Here is a 19,421-nt window from a genome sequence, read left to right on the forward strand (position 1 = left end):
TACCCCCGGGTTAGTGCTGCTTATTTTTATTGATTTCCGCTTCTACGCGGTCCATCATTTTATTAAATTCGTCTTGTAATTCGGTAAATTGGTCGCCTTGGCGCAAGCGCACCCGCTGGGAAAAATCCCCTTTGGCAATTTCCTTGCAGGTTTGCTCAATGCGGTAAACGGGCCCGGCCATTTTGTGTGATAAAATAGCGGAAATGATAATCACCAACAGCAAATAAATGGCAATTTTATAGGCAAAACTGGCCGCCAAGGGGATAAATTGGTCATACAGCGGCTGCATCAGAACGGGGTACTTGTCAAACAGTTCGTCCAGCGTGGCCGTCAGTTCAAACGTCATAATCGCAAGCCCGCACAATACGCTTAAAATAATAAGCATCATATAGCGGATTTGCAGATTTTTTTTGATAAAAATCGTGCGGCGTTTAAACTGCGGCTGTTGCGGAGCGGTGTTCATAAAATCCCCTAAAAGGTGGTTACGTAGCGCAACTGCAAAATGCGCTCGCTTTCATCCCCGCGGCCAATGCGGCGTACGGCCGCGTCCAACGCCAAGGAGGGGTGCAAGTAAAAGCGCGCGCCCAAGTTTAAGCGGGAGTCGCGGATGTTGCGCAGGTTGTCCCACTCGGCCATTAAGCCCACTTGGTCGGCCAGTTTATAAAATGTGCCCATAAACCAGTAGAGTTCATCCCACTCAAAGTCGGAAAAGTTAAGCCCCGCGGTGGCGTTTAAACCGGGCACGATGATTTCGCGCGTAAAGGTTAAATAGCCGCCCTTGCGGTCGTCTAAGAATTTTTTGGTTTTGGCATAGTTGCGATGGCTGTCGTAGCCGTAACCGTAGCGGCGGCCGTCATAGCCGATGGCAATGGCGGGCAGATACAAATTGCCGTCATAAATCTTCCATTTTACTTGGAAATCCGGGTCTAATACGCGCACGGAAGAGGACGAGCCCAACAGTTCGTGCGCCGCAATGCTAAGCCCAATGTTAATGCGGGGATACACGCCGAAATCAATCGTTTCCATTACAGTTTCGTGGTCATAGGCGCGCGTTAAAAAGGAGGCCTGATAGCGGTCAAACACCTCTGCGGTGGGAACATCCAAAATCAAGGTTTCCAAGGAAATCGGGTCCCCTTGGGCAGCCCGTGCAAAAAACGGGGCGAATAAGCAAATGGCGAGTACGGCAAGTTTTTTTAGTTTCATAGTTATCCTCTAAAATAAGAAAGTGCGGACGTCTTTAATTTCGGGCTGCGTGATAAAGCGCACATTGTGCAAGTATGCCCCTTCGCGTGCGGGCATAAAGTCGTTTTTGTCGCGCGGAAATTCCAAATCAATAATGCCTTTGTCCATACGGGCCGTACTGCTGACGACGGCCTTGTGCCAGCGGTCGGTCTTTTCTTGGTCGTATGGGGTGGACGGGTTCCAATAGTTGCGAAGCACTACCGTACCCTTGGTAACGGCGCCGCCTTCCAGCGGTTCGGTTTTTAAAATAACGTCCTTGGTAAATAATACTTTACCCTTGCACGGGCCGTTTACAAAGGTAATTTTGTAATACGGGTCTTTTTCCGTGGGGCGTTTGTTAAGCGTAGCCAGCGAGTAAAGGGCGTAGGGCTTCATAATATTTTGGCAAGCCGCAAAAACGTGCGTATTGAGCAAGCGTTCGTAATCTTGTTTGTCGTCTGTGCGGTTATAGGGGGATTCTTTTTTGTGGCGGCATCCGGCCACGGCAAAGGCTACACAGCAGATGAGCAAAAGACTTACTAATTTTTTCATAAATCGGGCTCCTAATAAATAAGTTCGCCCGCGTACGGGCGCGCGTGAAACCAATATAACAAATTATACCCGTTTTTTATGGGAAAATAAACCAAAATCCGCTAAACAAAGGCAAATAAAAAAGCCCCCGGTAAAAAAGGGGGCTTTTTAAGAGTTGTTATTTGCGGCCGGAGCGCGTTTGGCTGGCTCGGGCGGCGCTTTTTTTGTTGAAGTCCTTTTTTTGTTTTTTGGCGGCTTCGCGCATTTCCTGGGCGGCGGTGCTGACAGCGGGCTCCAAAATCTCCTGTGAGGTTTCCTTGCTCATTTGCTGCAAGATACCCTTGCCAAATTTAACGGCGCGCATCAGATCGCCCGTCAGTTCGGCGGAGGCTTGGCCTAAGGGCTTTTCCAAAATATCTCCGTTTACACTGTACCCAAAGTAGGGTGGCAGGTCAGACGAGCCTAATACTTGGCTGACGGCCTGTCCGTCGGCGGCGGATGTAATGTACATTACGCTAAGGTCTTTGGGCGGTAAGCCTTTGTTGACGGCTTCGCTGGATGCTTGGCGGTTCTTTTCCTGCACTTGTACAAGGTCCTTGTCCGAATACACAATGTAGGGCGGTGCGGCGCGCTGAACCTGCTGTTGCAGCGCTTGGATTTCGCGCGGGTCAGCATTATCGCCCATTTCCTGTATTTTGGCTTCAATAAATTGCTGTTTGATTTGGTTGTATTTGCCCAGCGGGTCGCCTTTGAACGTCAAGTTTGCGGCTTGGACGATGTTCGTTAAATCTTGGGTATTTTGCACGCTGTTGGCTACCCAATAGCAGTTGCCCTCGCCACATTGGTTGTTTTTAACCATAAAGGCGTAAATTTCCTTGGTTTGCTCCTGCAAGGTTTGGTCCTGCTGGTTATCCGAGGGAGTGGCCGGGTAGGAATCCGCCTCGGCATTTACTTGCCCCGCCACAAAGGTAATTGGCAGGGGCGGAAGCGCAAAGCCTGTTTCTTGGTAGAAATTTTGGGCATTTTGCGTGCGCGCTGCGGCTACCTGCTGGGCCGTTTTTTGCGGGCTGGGCTCTATATCACACGAAGTTTGTACGGCGGCTGGGGAAGGGCCTTTGTCGTTACAAGAGCCTTGTTTTAAATTCCATAAAATATTAGCCACTTGGTCCACGGGTTGTTTTCCCTCGGCATCGGCGGCGATAAGTTCATTTACCTGGGCGATAATTTCTCCCTTGTGCTTGGCGTAGAAATCCTTAATAAATTGGGCCTTTTGCTCTTTTTCATCCGCAGTTTTGGGGCTCGGATACAGCGCATCCGCCGTATCGTCGGCCAGTTTGGATAAGGCTTCGTCCGGCATTAAGAACGAAATCGCGCGAACCATATCGTTTTGCGTAGGTTGCGGAGCCGGACCGCTGGCGGCGCCGGAAGCGGGTCCTTCAAAATCCGCCATTTGCGCGCGTGCAAAACCGGGGGCGTATTTCCCGCCGTTTCCGCGGGCAATTTTATCAGACGAAGCCAACAGGGCGGCTTCGCTTTCGTCCTGCCAAATATCGGGGTTGGCGGAGGTTTGTTTGGCATCGTTAAAGCCAAAGAATTTAGTAATCGGGCTAAACAGGCGCGCCAATTTGGAATCAGGCACTTGGGTTTCCTTGCTGGCTGAGTTGGCCGCCGGGGTAAAGCGCGCGGCGCGTTCTTGGCGGATGTAGCGGTCGTAGGCGTTTTCCTGCGTGTTAATTTCGTGCATACCCGGTTCCATCCCCTCAGGGGCGGTTTGGCGGATGAGCACCCAGTCTCCGTCTTCGGTTTGCATAGAGGCGTCGCCGTAATTATAGCGGCCGGAGGTGGCCACGCCGGCCGCCGTTTCTTGGTTAGCGGGGGCTTTTTTAAGGGCGGCGCGGGCGTCGGCTATTTGCTCGGGCTGGGCGGCCTTGTTAGCGCCGCTCTTTTGGGCGGTTTGGGCCTTTTGCCGGGCGTTAGTGCGACGGAGCAAACGCGCCATACGCTGTACCAGCGCGGTTAAGGGGTTAGACGTAAAAATTTGCGGGGTGGCTTTTTGCGCGGCGGCGGAGGCTTGGGCGTTGGCCGGAGCGGGGGCGGTGGTTTCTAAAAAGGGTAACAGTAAAAACACGATAACTGCAACACACACGAGAAGCAATATGATTTTGCCAATGGTTTTTTTCATAACTGGCTCCATAAATAATAATATCCCGGTTTGGGCCGCGCAGAACGCGCCTTTGCCGGTTCTTACCAATAGTTTACCCGTTTGTCGGGATTTTTTCAAGGGCTATTTTGCGTGAATAAGGCGCATTAAAATAGACCACGACTTTTTGAGGTGCGCCCAAACAGGATTGTCCGCTTGTGCCGGTTTGGCGGCTTCTTCTTCGGCGGACGGAGGAAGAGTTAGCCCAGCGGCCTTTACCAGTTGGATAAGGTAATTGGACGGCACGGAAAAATTTAAGTTTTGGTTGCCTTCGCCCTTGTAACTGCCGAAAACGACAGAAATTACATTGCCGTTGTGGTCAAAAACGGGGCTTCCGCTGGAACTGGGGGAAATCGGCGCGCTGATTTGGTGCCAAAGTACGCCGTCGGCCTTTTTGCGGATTTGGCTGATAAGGCCCGAGGAAATGGTGTTTTGCAGGCGGCGCGGGTTGCCGATTACCGTAATGGTTTGCCCGGGCAGCACATTATCCGACGGCACTACGGTAACGTGCGGTAAATTTTTGGCGTGGATTTGCAAAAGGGCCAAATCTACATTGCCTGCCTGCGCGACGGGGACGGCTTCGCCCGATACGGCCCCGGTATTAAAGGTTAAATTGATATAAAGGGCGTCCTTGGTAACGTGGCGGGTGGTGGCTACGAGGCCGTCCGGTGTGAGGACAAAACCCGTGCCCGTAAAGGTGGAGCCGTCCGCCTTGATGACGTTGACGGCGACAATTGCCGGGGCATTTTGCTCGGCGATGCGGACGTGGTCGTTTTGCGCCCGGGCGGGCAGCCCGAAGAGAACCAGAAAAAGTAGAGCAAGCAGGGCGTTCCTCATAATTTTATTATAGCAAGAAAATGCGGGCAAGGTTGAAAACCAACTGGATAAATAGTACACTAATAGGGACGTCTGTTAAGGAGTTTATACTATGGAAGAAGCATTTTATGTAAGCCGCAAGAAATATGAGGCTTTGGTTAATGAACTGAAAGATTTGAAGAATTTAAAGGCGGAACTTTCCAACGAAATCGGGGAAGCCGCCGCGCAGGGGGACTTGAAGGAAAACGCCGAATACCACGCCGCCAAGGAAAAGCAGGCGGAAACGCTGATCCGCATCCAAGAGTTGGAAATGCGTTTGCGCAACGCCCAAATTACGGATGATTTGACTGTGGATAAAAGCGAAGCCCGCATTGGCGCTACGGTAACTATCCGCGATGAAGCGGCCGGTATTGAATTTACCTATACGCTGGTGGGTTCTATGGAATCCAACCCGGAAAAGGGCCTTTTGTCCGTTAAGTCGCCCTTGGCCAATGGTGTATTAGGCAAAAAAGAAGGAGAAACCTTTGAAGCCATTTTGCCGCGCGGACCGAAAAAATACAAATTGGTAAAACTGGAATACAAATAATATTTATTGCCTAGTGGATAATAAAGCCGCCCGAGGGGAAAACCCTTGGGCGGCTTTTTCACAGGCAAAAAGAACCCCCGGTTTTAGGCCGGGGGAGGAGAATTATAAGCCGTTTACGATTTCGTTCATTGCTGCTTGGAAGGGGCTGGTCCCTTTAATCAACCAATGCATTACGGCTTCGTTCAAATTGGCTTCTTCTTCGGAGACGCCAGGATTGCCCGGGCGAGCCTGCGGAAAGCGGTGATTCTTGTTCATAAAAACTTTTAACTGCTTCAAGGTTTCCTGTTCGGACGGATACACCGGGGCGTATTCGGCAAACAACGCCTTGATTTGGGCAGACAATTTTTCAACCGGTTCAAAGTGATTCGCGCGGTCATCGTTCATTAACGTTTCGGTGCGGGTGTAGAGCATCAATTCGTTATTGTCCAGAGTGCTCCACTTGGGCAGGCGTCCATTGGCTTTTACGAACTTTTGTAAATCGGTCAGCGTGCGGGCATATACGGTTACGGTTTCCTTCATATTATCCGTCGTTTTGGCGGATTGGATACCTCGGGCATATTGCGTATAAGCATCAGACAACGCACCGCGAAGTGTTGCTTTATCTCCCCGAGACATAGAATTCGGATTCGGCATATTGATAAAGTGCTGGATGACGCCCTTGGTTTCGTTGGCTACCAGCGGGCTTTGCATCATATGGCGCAGTTTGAGGTTTACCTTGTGCGGGTGCGTAAGCAAATAATCATAGGCCGTATCTACAAAGGCTTCCTTGCCGTCTAAATGCATTAAGTCCATCATTCCGGGAGTTTCTTTTAAAACCGGGGAGTGGGACAAGGTATAATAATTCACCAAGTCTTCCACCAACATATGTACGTCGCGCGACAGCAAATCGGCGCGCAGGAAAGAGCGCAGGCTTCTGTTGGTAACGGTTTTATCAATAAGGGCTAATCCTTCTTTTTGGCCTTCTTCATTGGTAATATAGTAGAGTGGGTCTTTCATCAAGGTATTGAGCAAGGTGTTGGCTTGTTTGGTTTCCAGTTTAGCCTCGTACATTTTGTTCAATATCGCCTTTTCAGTCGTCAATTCGTGTGCGCGGCTGATGGCGGGTACCGTTAAATTCGGCGTAGCGTTATAAGAGGGCACATAAATTTTTGGCAATTTCGGCGCTTTAAGAAGCGGCGAAACTTTCACACTAACTTTGGAGGCGTTTTTGGCTACCCCAGCAGCCACTTTTTCGGCGGCTTTGACGCCGGTGGCAATTTCTTTGCCCGCGTTTTGGGCAAAGGACATAGTCGTCCCGAGGGAGACTATCATTAAAGCATACATTAGGTTTTTCATATTTATAGTTTAAGAAATATAAAGGTAGGGCGAAAGAGTCTTTGGACCTAATGCAGGCTGGGCCTTTGGACCTAGGCCTGCCGCAGAAAAAAAGAACCCGGCCTTGTGGGGCCGGGTTCTGAGACAAGCAAAACTACTTTATTGGTACTTTTTTAATACGGCTTCTTTGGCGGCCGAGGAATAGACGTTATAATCCATTTGCTGGAAGATAGAGTCCTTTTGTTCCAGGTCATAGACGTATCCTTCGTCTATGCGGTTGCCTTGGATTTGCTCGTAGAGTTCGTTAAAGCGCTTGACGTGGTCCTTGGTGCGCTTGGTGGAATACTCCTTGGCCGTACCTGTGGTCATTAAGAACGCCCAGTCGGACGATTGCATCAGCACCAGTTCGCGCGCCAGTTGGTTGAGCGCCCGGCGCAGGAGCCCGCCTGCGTTAGGGAACTTGTTAGCCAGTTCCATCATCCGCTCGGCGGCTTTAATCAGGTGGCGGTAAATCCAATCGTTGCCGCTGTTGAGCCATACATCGTGGTAGCCCTTATCGCCCCAAGAGGACATAGACGGCTGCACCACTTGGTTTTCGGGGTACATCGCCAAGTATTCACTCGGCGTAACCAGTTTGATGTCCTTTTGGTCGTAGTAAATCTTTTTGAACAGGTATTCCAAGAAATCAATACCCTCGTACCACCAGTGTCCGTAGAGTTCCGCATCGTACATAGAAACGACTAAGGGCTTGCGGTCAATAATGGTGCTCAAATATTCAATCTGTTTTTGGCGGTTGAACATAAAGTTCCCGGCGTGCTGGGCGGCTACTTCGCGCGCTTCCTGCGGGTTGTAGGCCTGCTTTTGGTTCAGGGCTACTTTGCCGGTAATTTTATGGTATTTCATACCGATATTGCGGCGAACGCCGTCGGAGTGGAGATACGGCTTAATATAGTCGTAGTCCAAGTCGTAACCGAGATCGCGGTAAAACTCGCGGTAGCGCGGGTCGCCCGGATAACCAGATTCGGCGCTCCATACCTGTTGGGCCGATTCCATATCGCGGGCAAAGGCGGCTACGCCCGTCTGCGGACAATACACGGGGGCGTAAATGCCGTATTTCGGGCGCGGTGTGCCGTGCAGTACGCCGTGCGATTCGGTAAAGAAGAAGCGGATGCCCTCATCGCGCAAAAATTTATCGTCGCCTGGGTTATAGGCGCACTCGGCCAGCCAAATCCCGCGCGGGGAGCGGCCGAAGCGGCTTCTGTAATCGTTGGCGGCAATTTTGATTTGGGCGTTGACGCTTTCTTTGTGTACCATTAATGGCAAATAGCCGTGTGTGGCGCAGCAGGTGATAATTTCCAACTTGCCCATATCCTGGAACTTTTTAAAGCCCTGTAAAACGTGCCCGTGGTAGCGGTTTTCAAACAAATCCTGATAGCGGCGGAACTTGTTGTAATACATCCGCGCTACGCCCTCAAATTCGGTGCCTTGGGTGCGGTTGATTTCCTTTTGGGAAAGTTCCACCCGCTGGTTTAAATAATGGCGGAAGCGGTTAATAAGCAACGGGTCCTCCATCATATTGCACAAGGGCGGCGTGAGCGACATTGTCAGGCGGAAATCGGTGCCTTCTTCGGTCAGGTTTTCAAATACGTTAAGCAAGGGGATATACGTTTCCACCATTGCTTCGTAGAACCAGTCTTCCTCCAAAAAGTCCGGGTATTCCGGGTGTTTGATAAACGGCAGGTGCGCGTGGAGCACCAGCGCCAGATAGCCTTTTTCTTCTCCCATATTATTTTCCTTGTTCGCGCAGGGCTTTTATGTTGATTTGGCGCGTCTTGTCGCCTTTGGCGTTGCGCGCTTTAATGGGCAAATCCACTACGCTGCCCGCCGGCAAGTGCTGGCGGATGGAGAATTTGCCTTCTTTCAGTTCAATATCTTTTCCATTGATAGACACAATGGCATTTTTGGAGGCGGAACCGTAAATGATAATTTCGCAGTCGGCATTGAGCCAAATGTCTTCATCCTCAGGCTGTACTTTATCCAAGTGCAGGGCAAACGAGGACCACGAAGACTTGGCCGCGCCGGAGGGCGTCAGTTCCGTCAGTTTCCAGCGTTGGCCGATGACGTGCATCAGTTCGCTGGCTCCCAAGCCGATGTAATCCGCGCCGGAGAGTTTTAAGAGTTTTTGGAAATCGCCTTCCACCACCATCCATTTGTCGTCAATAATATCGGACACTTTGCCGGGCGGCACAGGCGTAGAATTGCTGCGGGAAACCAAAATAAATTTACCGTCGGCGGTAACGTAGCCCAAATCGGCCAAGTAAGTGCGGCCGGACTGCGGGGCGTTGATGTACCAACTGCGCGCCTCAAAGATGACGGGCATATCGTAATATTGAACGGAGTTTTTCCCGTCAAAAAATTCCACCCCGGTAACATCGTGCAAGCGGATAACGGTGCGGGCGGCTTTTAAGGTTTCTTCCCCGTATTGGCTTTTAAGATAGTCTAACGTGTTTGGGGTGATTTCCCAAAACAGGAACATCCAAGCCGGGTCCTTGGGAAGTAAAAAACTTTCCGTTTTGCCGTAGCCGGACGGAATATCCGCTTCGGCGTGTATGTCTTTGGCCAAAGGTTTGACCAAGGCAGACGAAGATAAGTTCTGCGTCATAATAAATACCTCACCCTGATTATTTGTAGAGATTTTCTCCCCCATTTTATTGTAGCATTTATCAATAGAAAAAGGGGCTTTTCTGAAAGTTTTTGCTACAATAGCAAAAAAGGAGTTTTTATGAATAAAAAAGGGATGGGAATAATCGGTTTACTCTTGGCAGTGGTTATCGTAGCCGTGCTGACGGCGGCGGTGCTTAAACAGTATGCCCGCCAAACGCAAAAGGTATTAAACGCGCCCGGTTTGCAAAGCGTAGCGCCCGCTAAAAAACAAAAAGGCCAAGCCTCGGCCAATGCGCCTAAATGCAACGGGCGGCTTGTCGGCAATATTTGCGTGCCGACCGAGGTGCACAGTTCCAGTTTGGACGCTTTTAAGGAAATGAATAAATAAAAAAGCCGCCGGTTTATAGCCGGCGACTTTTTTACACTAAAACTTATTTGGCTTCGGGTTCTACTTTCTTTTGGATTAAAATCAAACTGACAAAAATCAAGCACAGCCCGCCGATTTCCGCCCCCGAGGGCATACGGCCGAAGGCAATCATATCGCTGGCCATTGCCACTACCGGGGTGAAATACGTTACCGAGGCCATACGTGTAGCCCCCCAGCGTTTAATCAAGGCGACCATTAACAAGAACGCCACGGCGGAGGAAAACACACCCGCGCTGATAATGGATAAAACCACTTTTGTTGTAAAGGCCGCGGCCGGGGGAACGGGTTCCACAAAAAAGCATACGATTAACAGCACCACCGCTGCAAAGAGATACTGGTGGAAGGTGTTGGCTTCCATTGTCATTGCGTTGCTGTCCACCATAATTTTTTTGGTGAGTACGTTACCTAAACTGTACGACCAAGCCATAATCAAAAAGGCGATGCAGCCATAAAGAGCCAAGGGGCTTGCATCCAACTGCGCGGCGGCAATCATCGGGCGCATAATAACGAGTAATCCCAGCATCCCAATCGTAACGCCGATGGCTCTGCGCCAGGTAAAGCGGTCTTCGCCTTTTAACAAAATAGCCCCGGCGATAAAGGACCATATCGGTACGGTACCGTTAAAAATACCGCCAATCGTCGGCGCGACGAAGCGCTGGCCCCAAGAAATAGCCGCAAACGGCAGTAAAATAAGCAATAGCCCAATCGTCCACGGGCGCCACAGTTGCTGAATGGGGCATTTCAAATTCTTGCGCTGGATACCATACAGCACGATGAAAAACAACAACCCCGCCAACACCCGGAAGAAGGTCCCCCAGTAGGGCGGCAATACTTCTACAAAGTTTTTAGTCGCTAAAAAAGCGGTGCCCCAACACAGGGCCAAACACAACGCCAATACATAACTCATAAGATACTCCTCCTTTTTTACATTATAGTAAATTCCGGCGCGCCGTCCGCCTTTGTGCCGGAATTCGTATAATATATGTATATAGGAAAGTAAGATGAAAAAACTTGGAATAATCGTTTTGTTTGTACTGGTGGTGGCCGGGCTGTGCTTTTGGCTGCCGAAACCCGCGGATAAAAAATCCGACGGGAAACTTGCTGTGGTAACGTCCGGCTATGTGGCCTATACGCTCACGCGGCAATTGGCGGGGGACTTGGCGGATATCGCTATGTTACTACCGCCTAATGCCGAGCCGCACTCCTTTGAACCTACGCCCGGCGCGCTGGTGGCGGTGCGACAGGCGGATGTGTTTGTGTATATTTCGGATACTTTTGAACCGTGGGCCAAAGACATTGCCACCGGGGCCGGAAAAAATACCCAAGTGGTAAAGGCCGCTGCCGCTTTGCCCGCAAGTGTGGACCCGCATATTTGGATGGATTTTGACAATGTACGCGTAATGGCGCAAACAATAGAAGGCGCACTCGCCGCGCAGTTGCCGGAACAGGCGGAAACCTTGGCGCAAAATTTAGCCAAGTTTAACGAACAATTAATTGCTTTGGACGAATCTTATAAAAAGGGGTTGTCCGCTTGCCAAGGGCGCGAGGTGGTGCATATCGGGCACTTGGCCTTTGAACGGCTTGCTAAAAAATATGGCCTTACTTTAACCGCCTTGGCGGGCACGTCGCACGACGGGGAGCACTCGGTGCGAAGGCTGGCGGGTGTGGTAGATTTGATTAAAAAACATCATATTGAAACCATTTTTACCGAGGAAACGCTCTCCCCGCGCTTGGCGCAAACCGTGGCCGGGGAAACGGGCGCGCAGATTTTGCCGCTCTACACGGTGGAAAGTATATCCAAGCAGGATTTTGATAATCATATTACTTATATTGATTTTATGAAACGCAATTTGGAAAATTTGCAAAGGGGGCTTAAATGCCAAGCGTGATAGAAGCCAAGGATTTACGCTTTGCGTATGTGCGTGTGCCAGTGCTGGACAAGGTGTCCTTTACCATTAACGCGGGGGATTATGTGGGGCTGATTGGTCCTAACGGCGGGGGGAAAACTACGCTGCTCAAACTTTTGCTCGGGCTTGAAAAGGGCGAGGGCAATATAAAACTCTTCGGTACGCCGATTAATGCGTTTAAGGATTGGCATAAAATTGGCTATTTGGCGCAAAAAAGCCCCGTGGCGCAGAGCCGTTTTCCGATTTCAGCCGAAGAAGTAGTGCTAATGGGTCTGTCCAACCACCGCGGCAGCGGCGTATCCGTCGGCGAATTAAAGGAAGTCTATACCGCTATGCAAAAAACGCACACGCGCGAATATGCCGGGCGGATTTTCGGCGATTTGTCTATCGGCCAGCAACAGCGCGTTTTGCTGGCTCGGGCGCTAGTAAGCAACCCGGAACTGCTGATTTTGGACGAGCCGTCCACCGCCTTGGACGCTTCGTCCCGCGAGAAATTTTTTGATTTGCTGGGCGAATTAAACGGCAAGCACGGTGTAACCATTTTGCTGATTACGCACGATACCGGCGAGGTGGGCAAATATATTTCCAAATTTATGTATGTGGATAAAACCTTGGTGTTTTACGGTACCAAAGAGGAGTTCTGCCACTCCCGCGCGGTGGCCGAAAAGATTGGACCCTTTGCCCAGCACACCATAGACCACTTGCACAACCACGGGCATTGCCCGCTGGGGTGCGCGTGCGGGGAGGTAAAAAAATGATGAGCGGATTTTTAACCTATGGGTTTGTTCAGCGCGGCTTGTTGGCGGGCAGTTTGGTGGCGGCGGCTTGCGCGCTTATCGGCGTATTTTTGGTATTAAAACGCTTGTCTTTAATCGGCGACGGGATGAGCCACGTTTGTTTGACGGGCGTGGCTGTGGCCCTGCTGACCGCCACGAACCCGGTGTATATGTCGGTGCCGGTGGTGGTGCTGTCGTCCTTGGGGATTATGAAGATTACCCAAAAATTTAAGATTTACGGCGATGCGGCTATCGGCATTGTCAGCGCGGCGGGGCTGTCTGTCGGTTTGTTGATTACGGCCCTTGCGGGCGGGTTTAATACCGATTTATTGGGCTATTTGTTTGGCAGTATTTTAACGGTATCTTGGGATGAAGCCCTTTTATGCGGGCTTTTGCTGGCCGTTGTGCTGTGCGGACTGCGGTTCTTTTACCGCGATTTGACTTCCGCCTGCTTTGACGAACCCTTCGCCCGTACGCGCGGCGTGCCCGTGCGCCTTATCAATACGGCCCTAGTGGTGATTACCTCGGTGGCGGTGGTATTGGCCTTTAAGGTAGTGGGGATTTTCCTCATTTCGGCTATGCTGATTATTCCGCCCGTGTCCGCCTTGCTGATTTCCCATACCTTTAAACAGGTGTTATGGTGTGCGGCCTGCTTTGGCGTGGCGAGTGTGTGGACGGGGGTGTATTTATCCTTTTTGTTTAATATCCCCTCTGGGGCTACGATTATTTTGGTAAACTTGCTGATTTTGGCGGGTTGTTATATTTATGCCAAAACGGGGGTAAGCGATGCCCGCTAAAAAAACGGACGTGGCGGCGCTGTTGGCGGCCCTTAAAAAATTGTACCCCGAGCACGTTATCCCGCTTCATCACGGCAACGCGTGGCAGTTGCTTTGCGCGGTTATTTTGTCGGCCCAATGCACGGATGCACGGGTGAACCAAATCACACCGCATTTGTTTAAAAAATATCCAACCGTACGGGACTTGGCCGCGGCGGACTTAAAAGAGGTGGAAGAAATTATCCACTCCGCCGGGTTTTACCACAGCAAGGCCTTGTCTTTAATTGAAAGTTCCAAACGCATTTGCGAAGTTTTTGGCGGAGAAGTGCCTCAAAATATGGACGATTTGCTTTCCTTGCGCGGAGTGGCGCGCAAAACGGCCAACGTAATGTTAGGCGATTACTTTAAAAAGCCCGCGGGAATAGTGGTGGATACGCACGTTAAACGCTTGGCTTTCCGCTTGGGGCTTACCAAGCAGACGGACCCCGTAAAGGTGGAAAAAGATTTAACCAAAATTATTCCGTATGAATATTGGGGGTGGCTGGCGATTGCGCTTATTCTGCACGGCCGCCAAGTGTGCAACGCCCGCAAACCGCTTTGCTCCCAGTGCGCCTTGGCGCACTTATGCCCCCAAAAAGGAGTAAAAATTTCCGTATGACGTTTAGAGAGTGGAACAACCGTAAGAATAATTATCTGAGGGAGCAAAAGGGTAAATGGGCGGCTAAATTATTGGGCTGTGCTCCTCGTTCTGACGCATATCACCCGCAAAAGGTGCATAAAATTTTGCTCTTGCGCAACGATAATAAATTGGGCGATGCGTTGGTGTCGTCCGTTTTGTTGCGCGGGCTGAAAGTGTTGTTCCCAACGGCTGATATAGATGTAGTGGCGGGTAAAAGCAACGCGCTTATCTTGCGGAATAATCCGGCGGTATCTACCCTTTATTTTGCGACGGAAGGATTCGTCTCGCTAATGTCGTGCGGGCTAAAATTGCGGGGCAAGCAATACGATTTGTATTTGGATTTGGACGAAAAACCGACGCTTGCTTCACTTACCTTTTTAAAATTTTTACAACCGCGCTGGGCCTTTGGCTTTAACCGGAAAAAGTATCCGCTTTATAACCTGATGCAACCCTTGGATTTGTCTTCCTGCCATATTACGGCGCGGTATGAGGCGTGTTTGCGCTATTTGGGTTATCAGGGCGGGTTGGATACGTCGTATGAAATTCAGGTGCCGGAAACGGCGAAAGCGGCGGCACAACGATTTTTATCTACCTTGCGGGGGGGGGGGCGCCTGATTGTAGTAAATCCGCTGGCGGCCAGCCGCCACCGCTCTTTTTCAGCGGAGCAGATTTTTGGCTTGGCCGCAGCTTTCCCAAAGGATACTTTTGTTTTACTTGGGCAAGAGTCTAAACTAAGAAAATGGTTAAACGGACGTGCTCTTTTACCCCGTATGCTTGTCTTTACGGCGGGTGTTTTTGAGGCTGCTGCACTGGCCCAACAGGCAAGCGTGCTTCTTACGCCCGATACCTTTTGGGTGCATTTGGCTTGCGCTCTGCATATTCCAACGGTGGCCGTTTACCGGGGAAAAGAAGAGTTCCCCTATAAAGGCAATATTGCCATTTGGCGTCCCTTGGAGGCTTCCGTAAAAATGGTGCTATGCGAGAGCGAACAACACGAAATGCCCGTGCCGTTGCTTGCACAGGCCTTGCAAGAGAAATTAAAATAATTTGTCGCCCATATATAAAAAGCCCCGGGTTTTCGCCCGGGGCCTTTTCTGTGTGCCTGAAAACTTATTTGCCCAGTAACGCCAGGAGCACGCCTGCCGCTACCGCACTGCCGATTACGCCAGCCACGTTCGGGCCCATTGCGTGCATCAGCAGGTAATTGGTTTTATCGTATTCCAAACCGACTTTGTTGGAAACACGCGCCGCCATCGGCACGGCGGAAACGCCGGCGGAACCGATAAGCGGGTTGATTTTGGTTTTGCTGAAACAGTTCATCAGTTTCGCCAACAATACGCCCGAAGCCGTGGCTACGGAGAAGGCGATAATACCCAACACCAAAATACCCAAGGTTTCCGTGGTCAGGAATTTATCCGATTGCAGTTTGGAGCCTACGGACAAGCCCAGCAAAATGGTAACGATGTTGCAAAATTCGTTTTGCAGGGTCTTGGATAAGCGTTCCGCTACGCCGGATTCCTTTACCAAGTTGCCGAAGGTCAACGCGCCGATAAGCGGAGCGGCCGAGGGCAACAACAGCGCGCACATCAAAAGAATTACGAGCGGGAACAGGATTTTTTCCCGTTTAGACACTGGGCGCAACTGTTCCATACGAATCGTGCGTTCTTCCTTGGTGGTGAGCAGTTTCATAATGGGCGGCTGGATAATCGGCACTAACGCCATATACGAATACGCCGCCACGGCAATAGCACCCAGCAAATCGGGCGCCAAGCGCGTGGTAAGGTAAATAGACGTCGGGCCGTCCGCCCCGCCGATAATACCGATAGAGGCCGCTTCTTTAAGGCCAAAGGCGAAGAGTTGGCTGTCGCCAATGTGGATGTAACTTAACGCCACCGCGCCGATAAGCGTGGCGAAGATACCAAACTGCGCCGCCCCGCCCAAGAGGGCCATTTTCGGGTTAGCAATTAACGGGCCGAAGTCCGTCATTGCGCCTACCGCCATAAAGATAAACAGCGGGAAGAGCCCAGAATTAATACCGAAGTTGAACACAATACCCAAGAACCCAGCAGGCCCGGCGATGGCTTCGCCGGGGGGCATAGGAATATTGGCCAACAGACCGCCGAAGGCAATCGGGACGAGCAAAAGCGGTTCAAACTGCTTTTTAATCCCCAGCCACAGCAGGAAGCAGCAGACGGCAATCATCGTCAGTTGCTGCCAGGAGATAGCGTAAATCCCCGTGGTTTGCCAGATTTGGTTTAATGCTTGCAAGATATCCATAGGGTAGCCTCTTATTTAATATCGGCCAATTTGTGGCCGGTCTGCACCTGGTCGCCTTGTTTTACAGCCAAGTGGATGACGCCGGAGGCCGGAGCGGAAACCGGGGTTTCCATCTTCATTGCTTCCAGCACCAAGATTTCTTGGCCTTCGCTCACGCGGTCGCCGTCTTTTACGGACAAGCGCAATACCGCGCCCGGAAGCGGAGATTTCACTTCCGCACCCGCACCGGTAGAAGCGGCTTTTTCGGGAGCCTTGGCGTCCGAGGCGGCGGTGGATACAGCATAGCGTTTGCCGTTTACTACGGCGTCGTTGCCGTCAAAGACGACTTCGTAGGCTTGACCGTTTACGGTTACCTTTACCGCACCGTCTTCTTTGGCGGCGGCGGGCTTTACGTCTTTGGCCCAGCGGATACCGTTCACTTTGGCTTCGCCCTTCAAATACATAATGCCTTTGTCGGCGCAGGTGGCCACGATAAAGGCGTTTTCTTCCGTAACAGGCAAGCCCGCTTCTCTCAGTTTGGCTTCCGCCACCTTTAACCCTTTCTTGGGGTCCGCGTCGTTGATTTCAAGCGGCGTTTTGGTGGTGGGCTGCAAGCCTAACTGTTCGCTGGCTTCCTTTACTACGGCCGGATCGGGTTCTACCGGGGTTTTGCCGAAGTAGCCCAAAACCATTTTGCCGTAGCCGGGGGTAATCTTCTTCCAGGGGCCGAACATTACGTTGCTGTAAGCCTGTTGGAAGTAGAACTGGGAAACGGGGGTAACGGACGTGCCGAAACCGCCCAACTTTACGCATTCGCCCATCGCTTTTACCACTTCGGGGAATTTGTCAAAGGTGCCGTTGTCGCGCATCATTTGGGTATTGGCCGTCAACGCGCCGCCGGGCAGCGGGGAGAACGGGATAATCGGGTTGACCTTGGTGGCTTCGGGCGGCAAGAAGTATTTGCTCATACAATCTTGGAACACATTTTCGGCCTCGCGGATTTTTTGCGGGTCAATGTCCAAGGTGTAATCGGTGCCGCGCAAGGCGTGCCACATCGTCAAAATATCGGGCTGGCAGGTGCCGCCGGAGACGGGCTGCATAGAGAGGTCCAACTGGTCCGCACCTGCGTGGATGGCTTCCAAGCAGCAGGCAATGGCGTTGCCCGCCGTTTCGTGCGTGTGGAACGCAATTTTGGTGCCTTGGGGCAGGAGTTTGCGGGCCATAGCAATCGTTTTGCCGACGGTCGCCGGGGTGGACGTACCGGAAGCGTCTTTGAAGCAGACGGAGTCAAACGGAACGCCGGAATCCAAAATTTGGCGGAGGATTTTTTCGTAAAATTCTTCGGTGTGGATTTTGCCCGTGTGGTCCCAACCCGGAGCCAAGGACATCATCGTTACGGTAACTTCGTGTTTAAGGCCTGCGTTGTGAATACATTTACCGGAATAAATGAGGTTGTTTACATCGTTTAACGCATCAAAGTTGCGGATGGTGGTGGTTCCGTGTTTTTTGAACAATTTGGCGTGGGCGTTAATCACGTCGGAGGATTGGCTTTCCAAACCTACTACGTTTACGCCGCGGGCGAGGGTTTGCAGGTTGGCGTCCGGCCCGGCCACTTTGCGGAAGGAGTCCATCATATCAAAGGCGTTTTCGTTGCAATAAAAGAACAACGCCTGAAAGCGCGCCCCGCCGCCGAATTCCATATGGTTAATGCCGGCGTGCTTGGCGGCTTCCACCGCGGGCAAGAAGTCCTTGGTCAGTACGCGCGCCCCATAGACGGACTGAAAACCGTCGCGGAACGCGGTGAGCATAAAGTTTACTTTTTTCATAATAAGTCCCCTAAATTATTTAGTTTGAAATCTCTTTGCGGCGGCAATGGCCACAGCGATTAAAACATTATCGGCCGCAGCGGCTGCGGTTTGCGGAAAATACTTTTCCATTTTTTGCACCAACCAGCCCAGCATTTTAACAATGCCGACCAGCAGGGTGAGAAACACAAATACAATCAACATACCAATTACGGTAATATTGACGGATTGCATCAACAGGTTGTCTGCACTCATACAATAAGGTCTCCTATATATATTTCTTCCGGGCCTTGGGCGGTGTTTAAAAGGAGCGTTCCGCGGGGGGACACACCTTTTACCGTTCCGCTGACGGGCGCTGCGCCGTTTTTAACGGATATTTGTTTACCAATGTACGGAAATCGTTCTTCGTAGGCTTGGCGGATTACGGCAAAGCCTCTTTGCGCTACGTCGGGGTAATCCCGCCAAAAAAGCGTTAATACTTTTTGTAAAAAATCTTGTTTGGTAATGTTTATGCCGAGTTCCTTTAAGGAAATGGCGGGCTGGCCGACGTGCGCTAAATTTTCCTGCGCGATGTTTACCCCTACGCCGATAACCACCCCCGAAATGCCCGAAGCGGTTACCACGGCTTCACTTAAAATGCCGCAGAGTTTTTTCCCTTCGGCTAGGACGTCGTTGGGCCATTTGAGCCACGCCTTGGCTCCCAGTTGTTCTGCGGCGGTGCAAACGCATACCGCCATTAGTTGTGTAAAATTAGGTAAAAAATCGGTTTTTTGAGGTTTTACCAATACGGAGAAATACAGCCCGCCGTCTTGGGAAATCCATTTGCGGTCAAAGCGGCCCCGCCCGGCGGTTTGCCTGTCGGCGCAAACGACGGTTCCGTCCGCCAGTTGCGGGCAATTATTTTTTAAATAGGTATTGGTGGAATCAATTTCGTCAAAATGGATAATTTGCGCCATACCTAATTGTAACAAATTTACGAGGGGAAAAGCGGGACGGAAGTTTATAATTTACTGAGTGCTAATCCAAGAAGACCCTTTATGAAAAAAAACAGATTCTGGACTACGGCGTTCTAGGATGACGACAACGACTAACGGCACAATCGGTAGATCCTGAACTAAATTCAGGATGACTTTTATTTCATAACGGCCTTGTTGTATTTATTGTTCTCGTTTCGTTGGTTGCAACCTTACAAAAAGAATGGTGCCCAATAAATCAAAAGGGCACGAAAAATTTGCCACCCGCAGGGTACGGCGCGCAGCGTGCTGTCATCCCCCGAGTGGTTTAGTTGGGGAACTGTCGTTTCGGTGGAGAACAAAAACAGCAAAGACAGATTCCCGACTACGACCCTCGGGAATGACGACTTCATAAAAAAGAGGTCATCCTGAACTTGTTTCAGGATCTACTTTTTGTTTTTTTGTCGTTGTCTTTTTGGCTGTTGTTCATAAAGGGGTTGTTTCGTTTTT

Annotated in this window: 20 protein-coding genes; 7 read left to right on the forward strand and 13 right to left on the reverse strand. The window is 50.9% G+C overall.

Going from position 1 to position 19,421, the window contains the following annotated elements; genetic code table 11:
* Positions 1-10 precede the first annotated feature (10 nt).
* The 5 genes from B2118_RS04950 to B2118_RS04970 all read right to left on the reverse strand — a co-directional run bounded on the left by B2118_RS04950 (position 11) and on the right by B2118_RS04970 (position 4,789).
* Positions 11-463 (reverse strand): HAMP domain-containing protein, encoded by a 453-nt coding sequence (locus B2118_RS04950; protein ID WP_428053734.1) that lies wholly within the window; start codon positions 461-463, stop codon positions 11-13.
* 8 nt (positions 464-471) lie between these two features.
* Entirely contained in the window at positions 472-1,203 is a 732-nt protein-coding gene (locus B2118_RS04955) for a hypothetical protein (protein WP_428053736.1), read from the reverse strand.
* A 9-nt stretch (positions 1,204-1,212) separates the two neighbouring features.
* A complete protein-coding gene (locus B2118_RS04960) occupies positions 1,213-1,773 on the reverse strand; it encodes a hypothetical protein (RefSeq protein ID WP_428053738.1) in 561 nt (186 codons plus the stop codon).
* Positions 1,774-1,930: 157 nt separating this feature from the next.
* Positions 1,931-3,934 (reverse strand): hypothetical protein, encoded by a 2,004-nt coding sequence (locus B2118_RS04965; RefSeq protein WP_428053740.1) that lies wholly within the window; start codon positions 3,932-3,934, stop codon positions 1,931-1,933.
* A 102-nt stretch (positions 3,935-4,036) separates the two neighbouring features.
* Positions 4,037-4,789, reverse strand: coding sequence for a trypsin-like peptidase domain-containing protein (locus B2118_RS04970; protein WP_428053742.1), 753 nt, complete (start codon positions 4,787-4,789; stop codon positions 4,037-4,039).
* 91 nt (positions 4,790-4,880) lie between these two features.
* On the opposite strand from B2118_RS04970, the gene B2118_RS04975 reads away from it, so the two are divergent.
* Complete coding sequence (locus tag B2118_RS04975) at positions 4,881-5,354, forward strand: GreA/GreB family elongation factor (RefSeq protein ID WP_428053744.1); 474 nt, start codon at positions 4,881-4,883, stop codon at positions 5,352-5,354.
* A 102-nt stretch (positions 5,355-5,456) separates the two neighbouring features.
* Here the strand turns inward: B2118_RS04975 and B2118_RS04980 are convergent, their stop codons facing one another.
* The 3 genes from B2118_RS04980 to B2118_RS04990 all read right to left on the reverse strand — a co-directional run bounded on the left by B2118_RS04980 (position 5,457) and on the right by B2118_RS04990 (position 9,330).
* Positions 5,457-6,689: a hypothetical protein gene (locus B2118_RS04980; protein ID WP_428053745.1), complete on the reverse strand. Its 1,233-nt coding sequence runs from the start codon at positions 6,687-6,689 to the stop codon at positions 5,457-5,459.
* 138 nt (positions 6,690-6,827) lie between these two features.
* Positions 6,828-8,453, reverse strand: coding sequence for a glycoside hydrolase family 57 protein (locus B2118_RS04985; protein ID WP_428053747.1), 1,626 nt, complete (start codon positions 8,451-8,453; stop codon positions 6,828-6,830).
* Position 8,454: 1 nt separating this feature from the next.
* The gene (locus B2118_RS04990; protein ID WP_428053749.1) at positions 8,455-9,330 is read right to left on the reverse strand and encodes a DUF4912 domain-containing protein; all 876 of its coding nucleotides are present in this window, start codon (positions 9,328-9,330) and stop codon (positions 8,455-8,457) included.
* A gap of 120 nt (positions 9,331-9,450) precedes the next feature.
* Between B2118_RS04990 and B2118_RS04995 the strand changes: the two genes are divergently transcribed.
* Positions 9,451-9,720, forward strand: a complete 270-nt coding sequence (locus B2118_RS04995) for a hypothetical protein (RefSeq protein ID WP_428053751.1) — start codon at positions 9,451-9,453, stop codon at positions 9,718-9,720.
* Positions 9,721-9,763: 43 nt separating this feature from the next.
* Here B2118_RS04995 and B2118_RS05000 read toward each other — a convergent pair whose 3' ends face one another.
* The gene (locus B2118_RS05000) at positions 9,764-10,666 is read right to left on the reverse strand and encodes a DMT family transporter (RefSeq protein WP_428053753.1); all 903 of its coding nucleotides are present in this window, start codon (positions 10,664-10,666) and stop codon (positions 9,764-9,766) included.
* A 94-nt stretch (positions 10,667-10,760) separates the two neighbouring features.
* Here B2118_RS05000 and B2118_RS05005 point away from each other — a divergent pair, with 94 nt between their 5' ends.
* The 5 genes from B2118_RS05005 to B2118_RS05025 are packed head-to-tail and all read left to right on the forward strand — an operon-like array spanning position 10,761 to position 14,943.
* Positions 10,761-11,648, forward strand: a complete 888-nt coding sequence (locus B2118_RS05005) for a metal ABC transporter solute-binding protein, Zn/Mn family (protein WP_428053756.1) — start codon at positions 10,761-10,763, stop codon at positions 11,646-11,648.
* Entirely contained in the window at positions 11,636-12,424 is a 789-nt protein-coding gene (locus B2118_RS05010; protein ID WP_428053758.1) for a metal ABC transporter ATP-binding protein, read from the forward strand. The genes B2118_RS05005 and B2118_RS05010 overlap by 13 nt, the downstream gene beginning before the upstream one ends.
* Positions 12,424-13,239: a metal ABC transporter permease gene (locus tag B2118_RS05015; protein ID WP_428053760.1), complete on the forward strand. Its 816-nt coding sequence runs from the start codon at positions 12,424-12,426 to the stop codon at positions 13,237-13,239. Before B2118_RS05010 ends, B2118_RS05015 begins: the two co-directional genes overlap by 1 nt.
* On the forward strand, positions 13,229-13,876 hold the full coding sequence (gene nth, locus B2118_RS05020) for an endonuclease III (protein ID WP_428053762.1): 648 nt from the start codon (positions 13,229-13,231) through the stop codon (positions 13,874-13,876). Before B2118_RS05015 ends, nth begins: the two co-directional genes overlap by 11 nt.
* Positions 13,873-14,943, forward strand: coding sequence for a glycosyltransferase family 9 protein (locus tag B2118_RS05025; protein WP_428053764.1), 1,071 nt, complete (start codon positions 13,873-13,875; stop codon positions 14,941-14,943). The genes nth and B2118_RS05025 overlap by 4 nt, the downstream gene beginning before the upstream one ends.
* A 64-nt stretch (positions 14,944-15,007) precedes the next feature.
* On the opposite strand, the gene B2118_RS05030 is transcribed toward B2118_RS05025, so the two are convergent.
* The 4 genes from B2118_RS05030 to B2118_RS05045 are packed head-to-tail and all read right to left on the reverse strand — an operon-like array spanning position 15,008 to position 18,914.
* Positions 15,008-16,174, reverse strand: a complete 1,167-nt coding sequence (locus B2118_RS05030) for a sodium ion-translocating decarboxylase subunit beta (protein ID WP_177748581.1) — start codon at positions 16,172-16,174, stop codon at positions 15,008-15,010.
* Positions 16,175-16,185: 11 nt separating this feature from the next.
* On the reverse strand, positions 16,186-17,979 hold the full coding sequence (locus tag B2118_RS05035) for a biotin/lipoyl-containing protein (RefSeq protein ID WP_428053766.1): 1,794 nt from the start codon (positions 17,977-17,979) through the stop codon (positions 16,186-16,188).
* Between the two features lie 15 nt (positions 17,980-17,994).
* Positions 17,995-18,213, reverse strand: coding sequence for an OadG family protein (locus B2118_RS05040; protein ID WP_428053768.1), 219 nt, complete (start codon positions 18,211-18,213; stop codon positions 17,995-17,997).
* On the reverse strand, positions 18,210-18,914 hold the full coding sequence (locus B2118_RS05045; RefSeq protein ID WP_428053770.1) for a biotin--[acetyl-CoA-carboxylase] ligase: 705 nt from the start codon (positions 18,912-18,914) through the stop codon (positions 18,210-18,212). Before B2118_RS05045 ends, B2118_RS05040 begins: the two co-directional genes overlap by 4 nt.
* Between the last annotated feature and the right edge of the window lie 507 nt (positions 18,915-19,421).

Origin of the sequence: Candidatus Avelusimicrobium stercoris (assembly GCF_002437085.1) — a bacterium.
GTDB lineage: Bacteria > Elusimicrobiota > Elusimicrobia > Elusimicrobiales > Elusimicrobiaceae > Avelusimicrobium > Avelusimicrobium stercoris.

What these genes read in the sequence shown, in the direction of transcription:
- B2118_RS04950 (WP_428053734.1), bottom strand. Translation starts at nt 463, where the DNA reads ATGAACACCGCTCCGCAACAGCCGCAGTTTAAACGCCGCACGATTTTT.
- B2118_RS04955 (WP_428053736.1), bottom strand. Translation starts at nt 1,203, where the DNA reads ATGAAACTAAAAAAACTTGCCGTACTCGCCATTTGCTTATTCGCCCCG.
- B2118_RS04960 (WP_428053738.1), bottom strand. Translation starts at nt 1,773, where the DNA reads ATGAAAAAATTAGTAAGTCTTTTGCTCATCTGCTGTGTAGCCTTTGCC.
- B2118_RS04965 (WP_428053740.1), bottom strand. Translation starts at nt 3,934, where the DNA reads ATGAAAAAAACCATTGGCAAAATCATATTGCTTCTCGTGTGTGTTGCA.
- B2118_RS04970 (WP_428053742.1), bottom strand. Translation starts at nt 4,789, where the DNA reads ATGAGGAACGCCCTGCTTGCTCTACTTTTTCTGGTTCTCTTCGGGCTG.
- B2118_RS04975 (WP_428053744.1), top strand. Translation starts at nt 4,881, where the DNA reads ATGGAAGAAGCATTTTATGTAAGCCGCAAGAAATATGAGGCTTTGGTT.
- B2118_RS04980 (WP_428053745.1), bottom strand. Translation starts at nt 6,689, where the DNA reads ATGAAAAACCTAATGTATGCTTTAATGATAGTCTCCCTCGGGACGACT.
- B2118_RS04985 (WP_428053747.1), bottom strand. Translation starts at nt 8,453, where the DNA reads ATGGGAGAAGAAAAAGGCTATCTGGCGCTGGTGCTCCACGCGCACCTG.
- B2118_RS04990 (WP_428053749.1), bottom strand. Translation starts at nt 9,330, where the DNA reads ATGACGCAGAACTTATCTTCGTCTGCCTTGGTCAAACCTTTGGCCAAA.
- B2118_RS04995 (WP_428053751.1), top strand. Translation starts at nt 9,451, where the DNA reads ATGAATAAAAAAGGGATGGGAATAATCGGTTTACTCTTGGCAGTGGTT.
- B2118_RS05000 (WP_428053753.1), bottom strand. Translation starts at nt 10,666, where the DNA reads ATGAGTTATGTATTGGCGTTGTGTTTGGCCCTGTGTTGGGGCACCGCT.
- B2118_RS05005 (WP_428053756.1), top strand. Translation starts at nt 10,761, where the DNA reads ATGAAAAAACTTGGAATAATCGTTTTGTTTGTACTGGTGGTGGCCGGG.
- B2118_RS05010 (WP_428053758.1), top strand. Translation starts at nt 11,636, where the DNA reads ATGCCAAGCGTGATAGAAGCCAAGGATTTACGCTTTGCGTATGTGCGT.
- B2118_RS05015 (WP_428053760.1), top strand. Translation starts at nt 12,424, where the DNA reads ATGAGCGGATTTTTAACCTATGGGTTTGTTCAGCGCGGCTTGTTGGCG.
- nth (WP_428053762.1), top strand. Translation starts at nt 13,229, where the DNA reads ATGCCCGCTAAAAAAACGGACGTGGCGGCGCTGTTGGCGGCCCTTAAA.
- B2118_RS05025 (WP_428053764.1), top strand. Translation starts at nt 13,873, where the DNA reads ATGACGTTTAGAGAGTGGAACAACCGTAAGAATAATTATCTGAGGGAG.
- B2118_RS05030 (WP_177748581.1), bottom strand. Translation starts at nt 16,174, where the DNA reads ATGGATATCTTGCAAGCATTAAACCAAATCTGGCAAACCACGGGGATT.
- B2118_RS05035 (WP_428053766.1), bottom strand. Translation starts at nt 17,979, where the DNA reads ATGAAAAAAGTAAACTTTATGCTCACCGCGTTCCGCGACGGTTTTCAG.
- B2118_RS05040 (WP_428053768.1), bottom strand. Translation starts at nt 18,213, where the DNA reads ATGAGTGCAGACAACCTGTTGATGCAATCCGTCAATATTACCGTAATT.
- B2118_RS05045 (WP_428053770.1), bottom strand. Translation starts at nt 18,914, where the DNA reads ATGGCGCAAATTATCCATTTTGACGAAATTGATTCCACCAATACCTAT.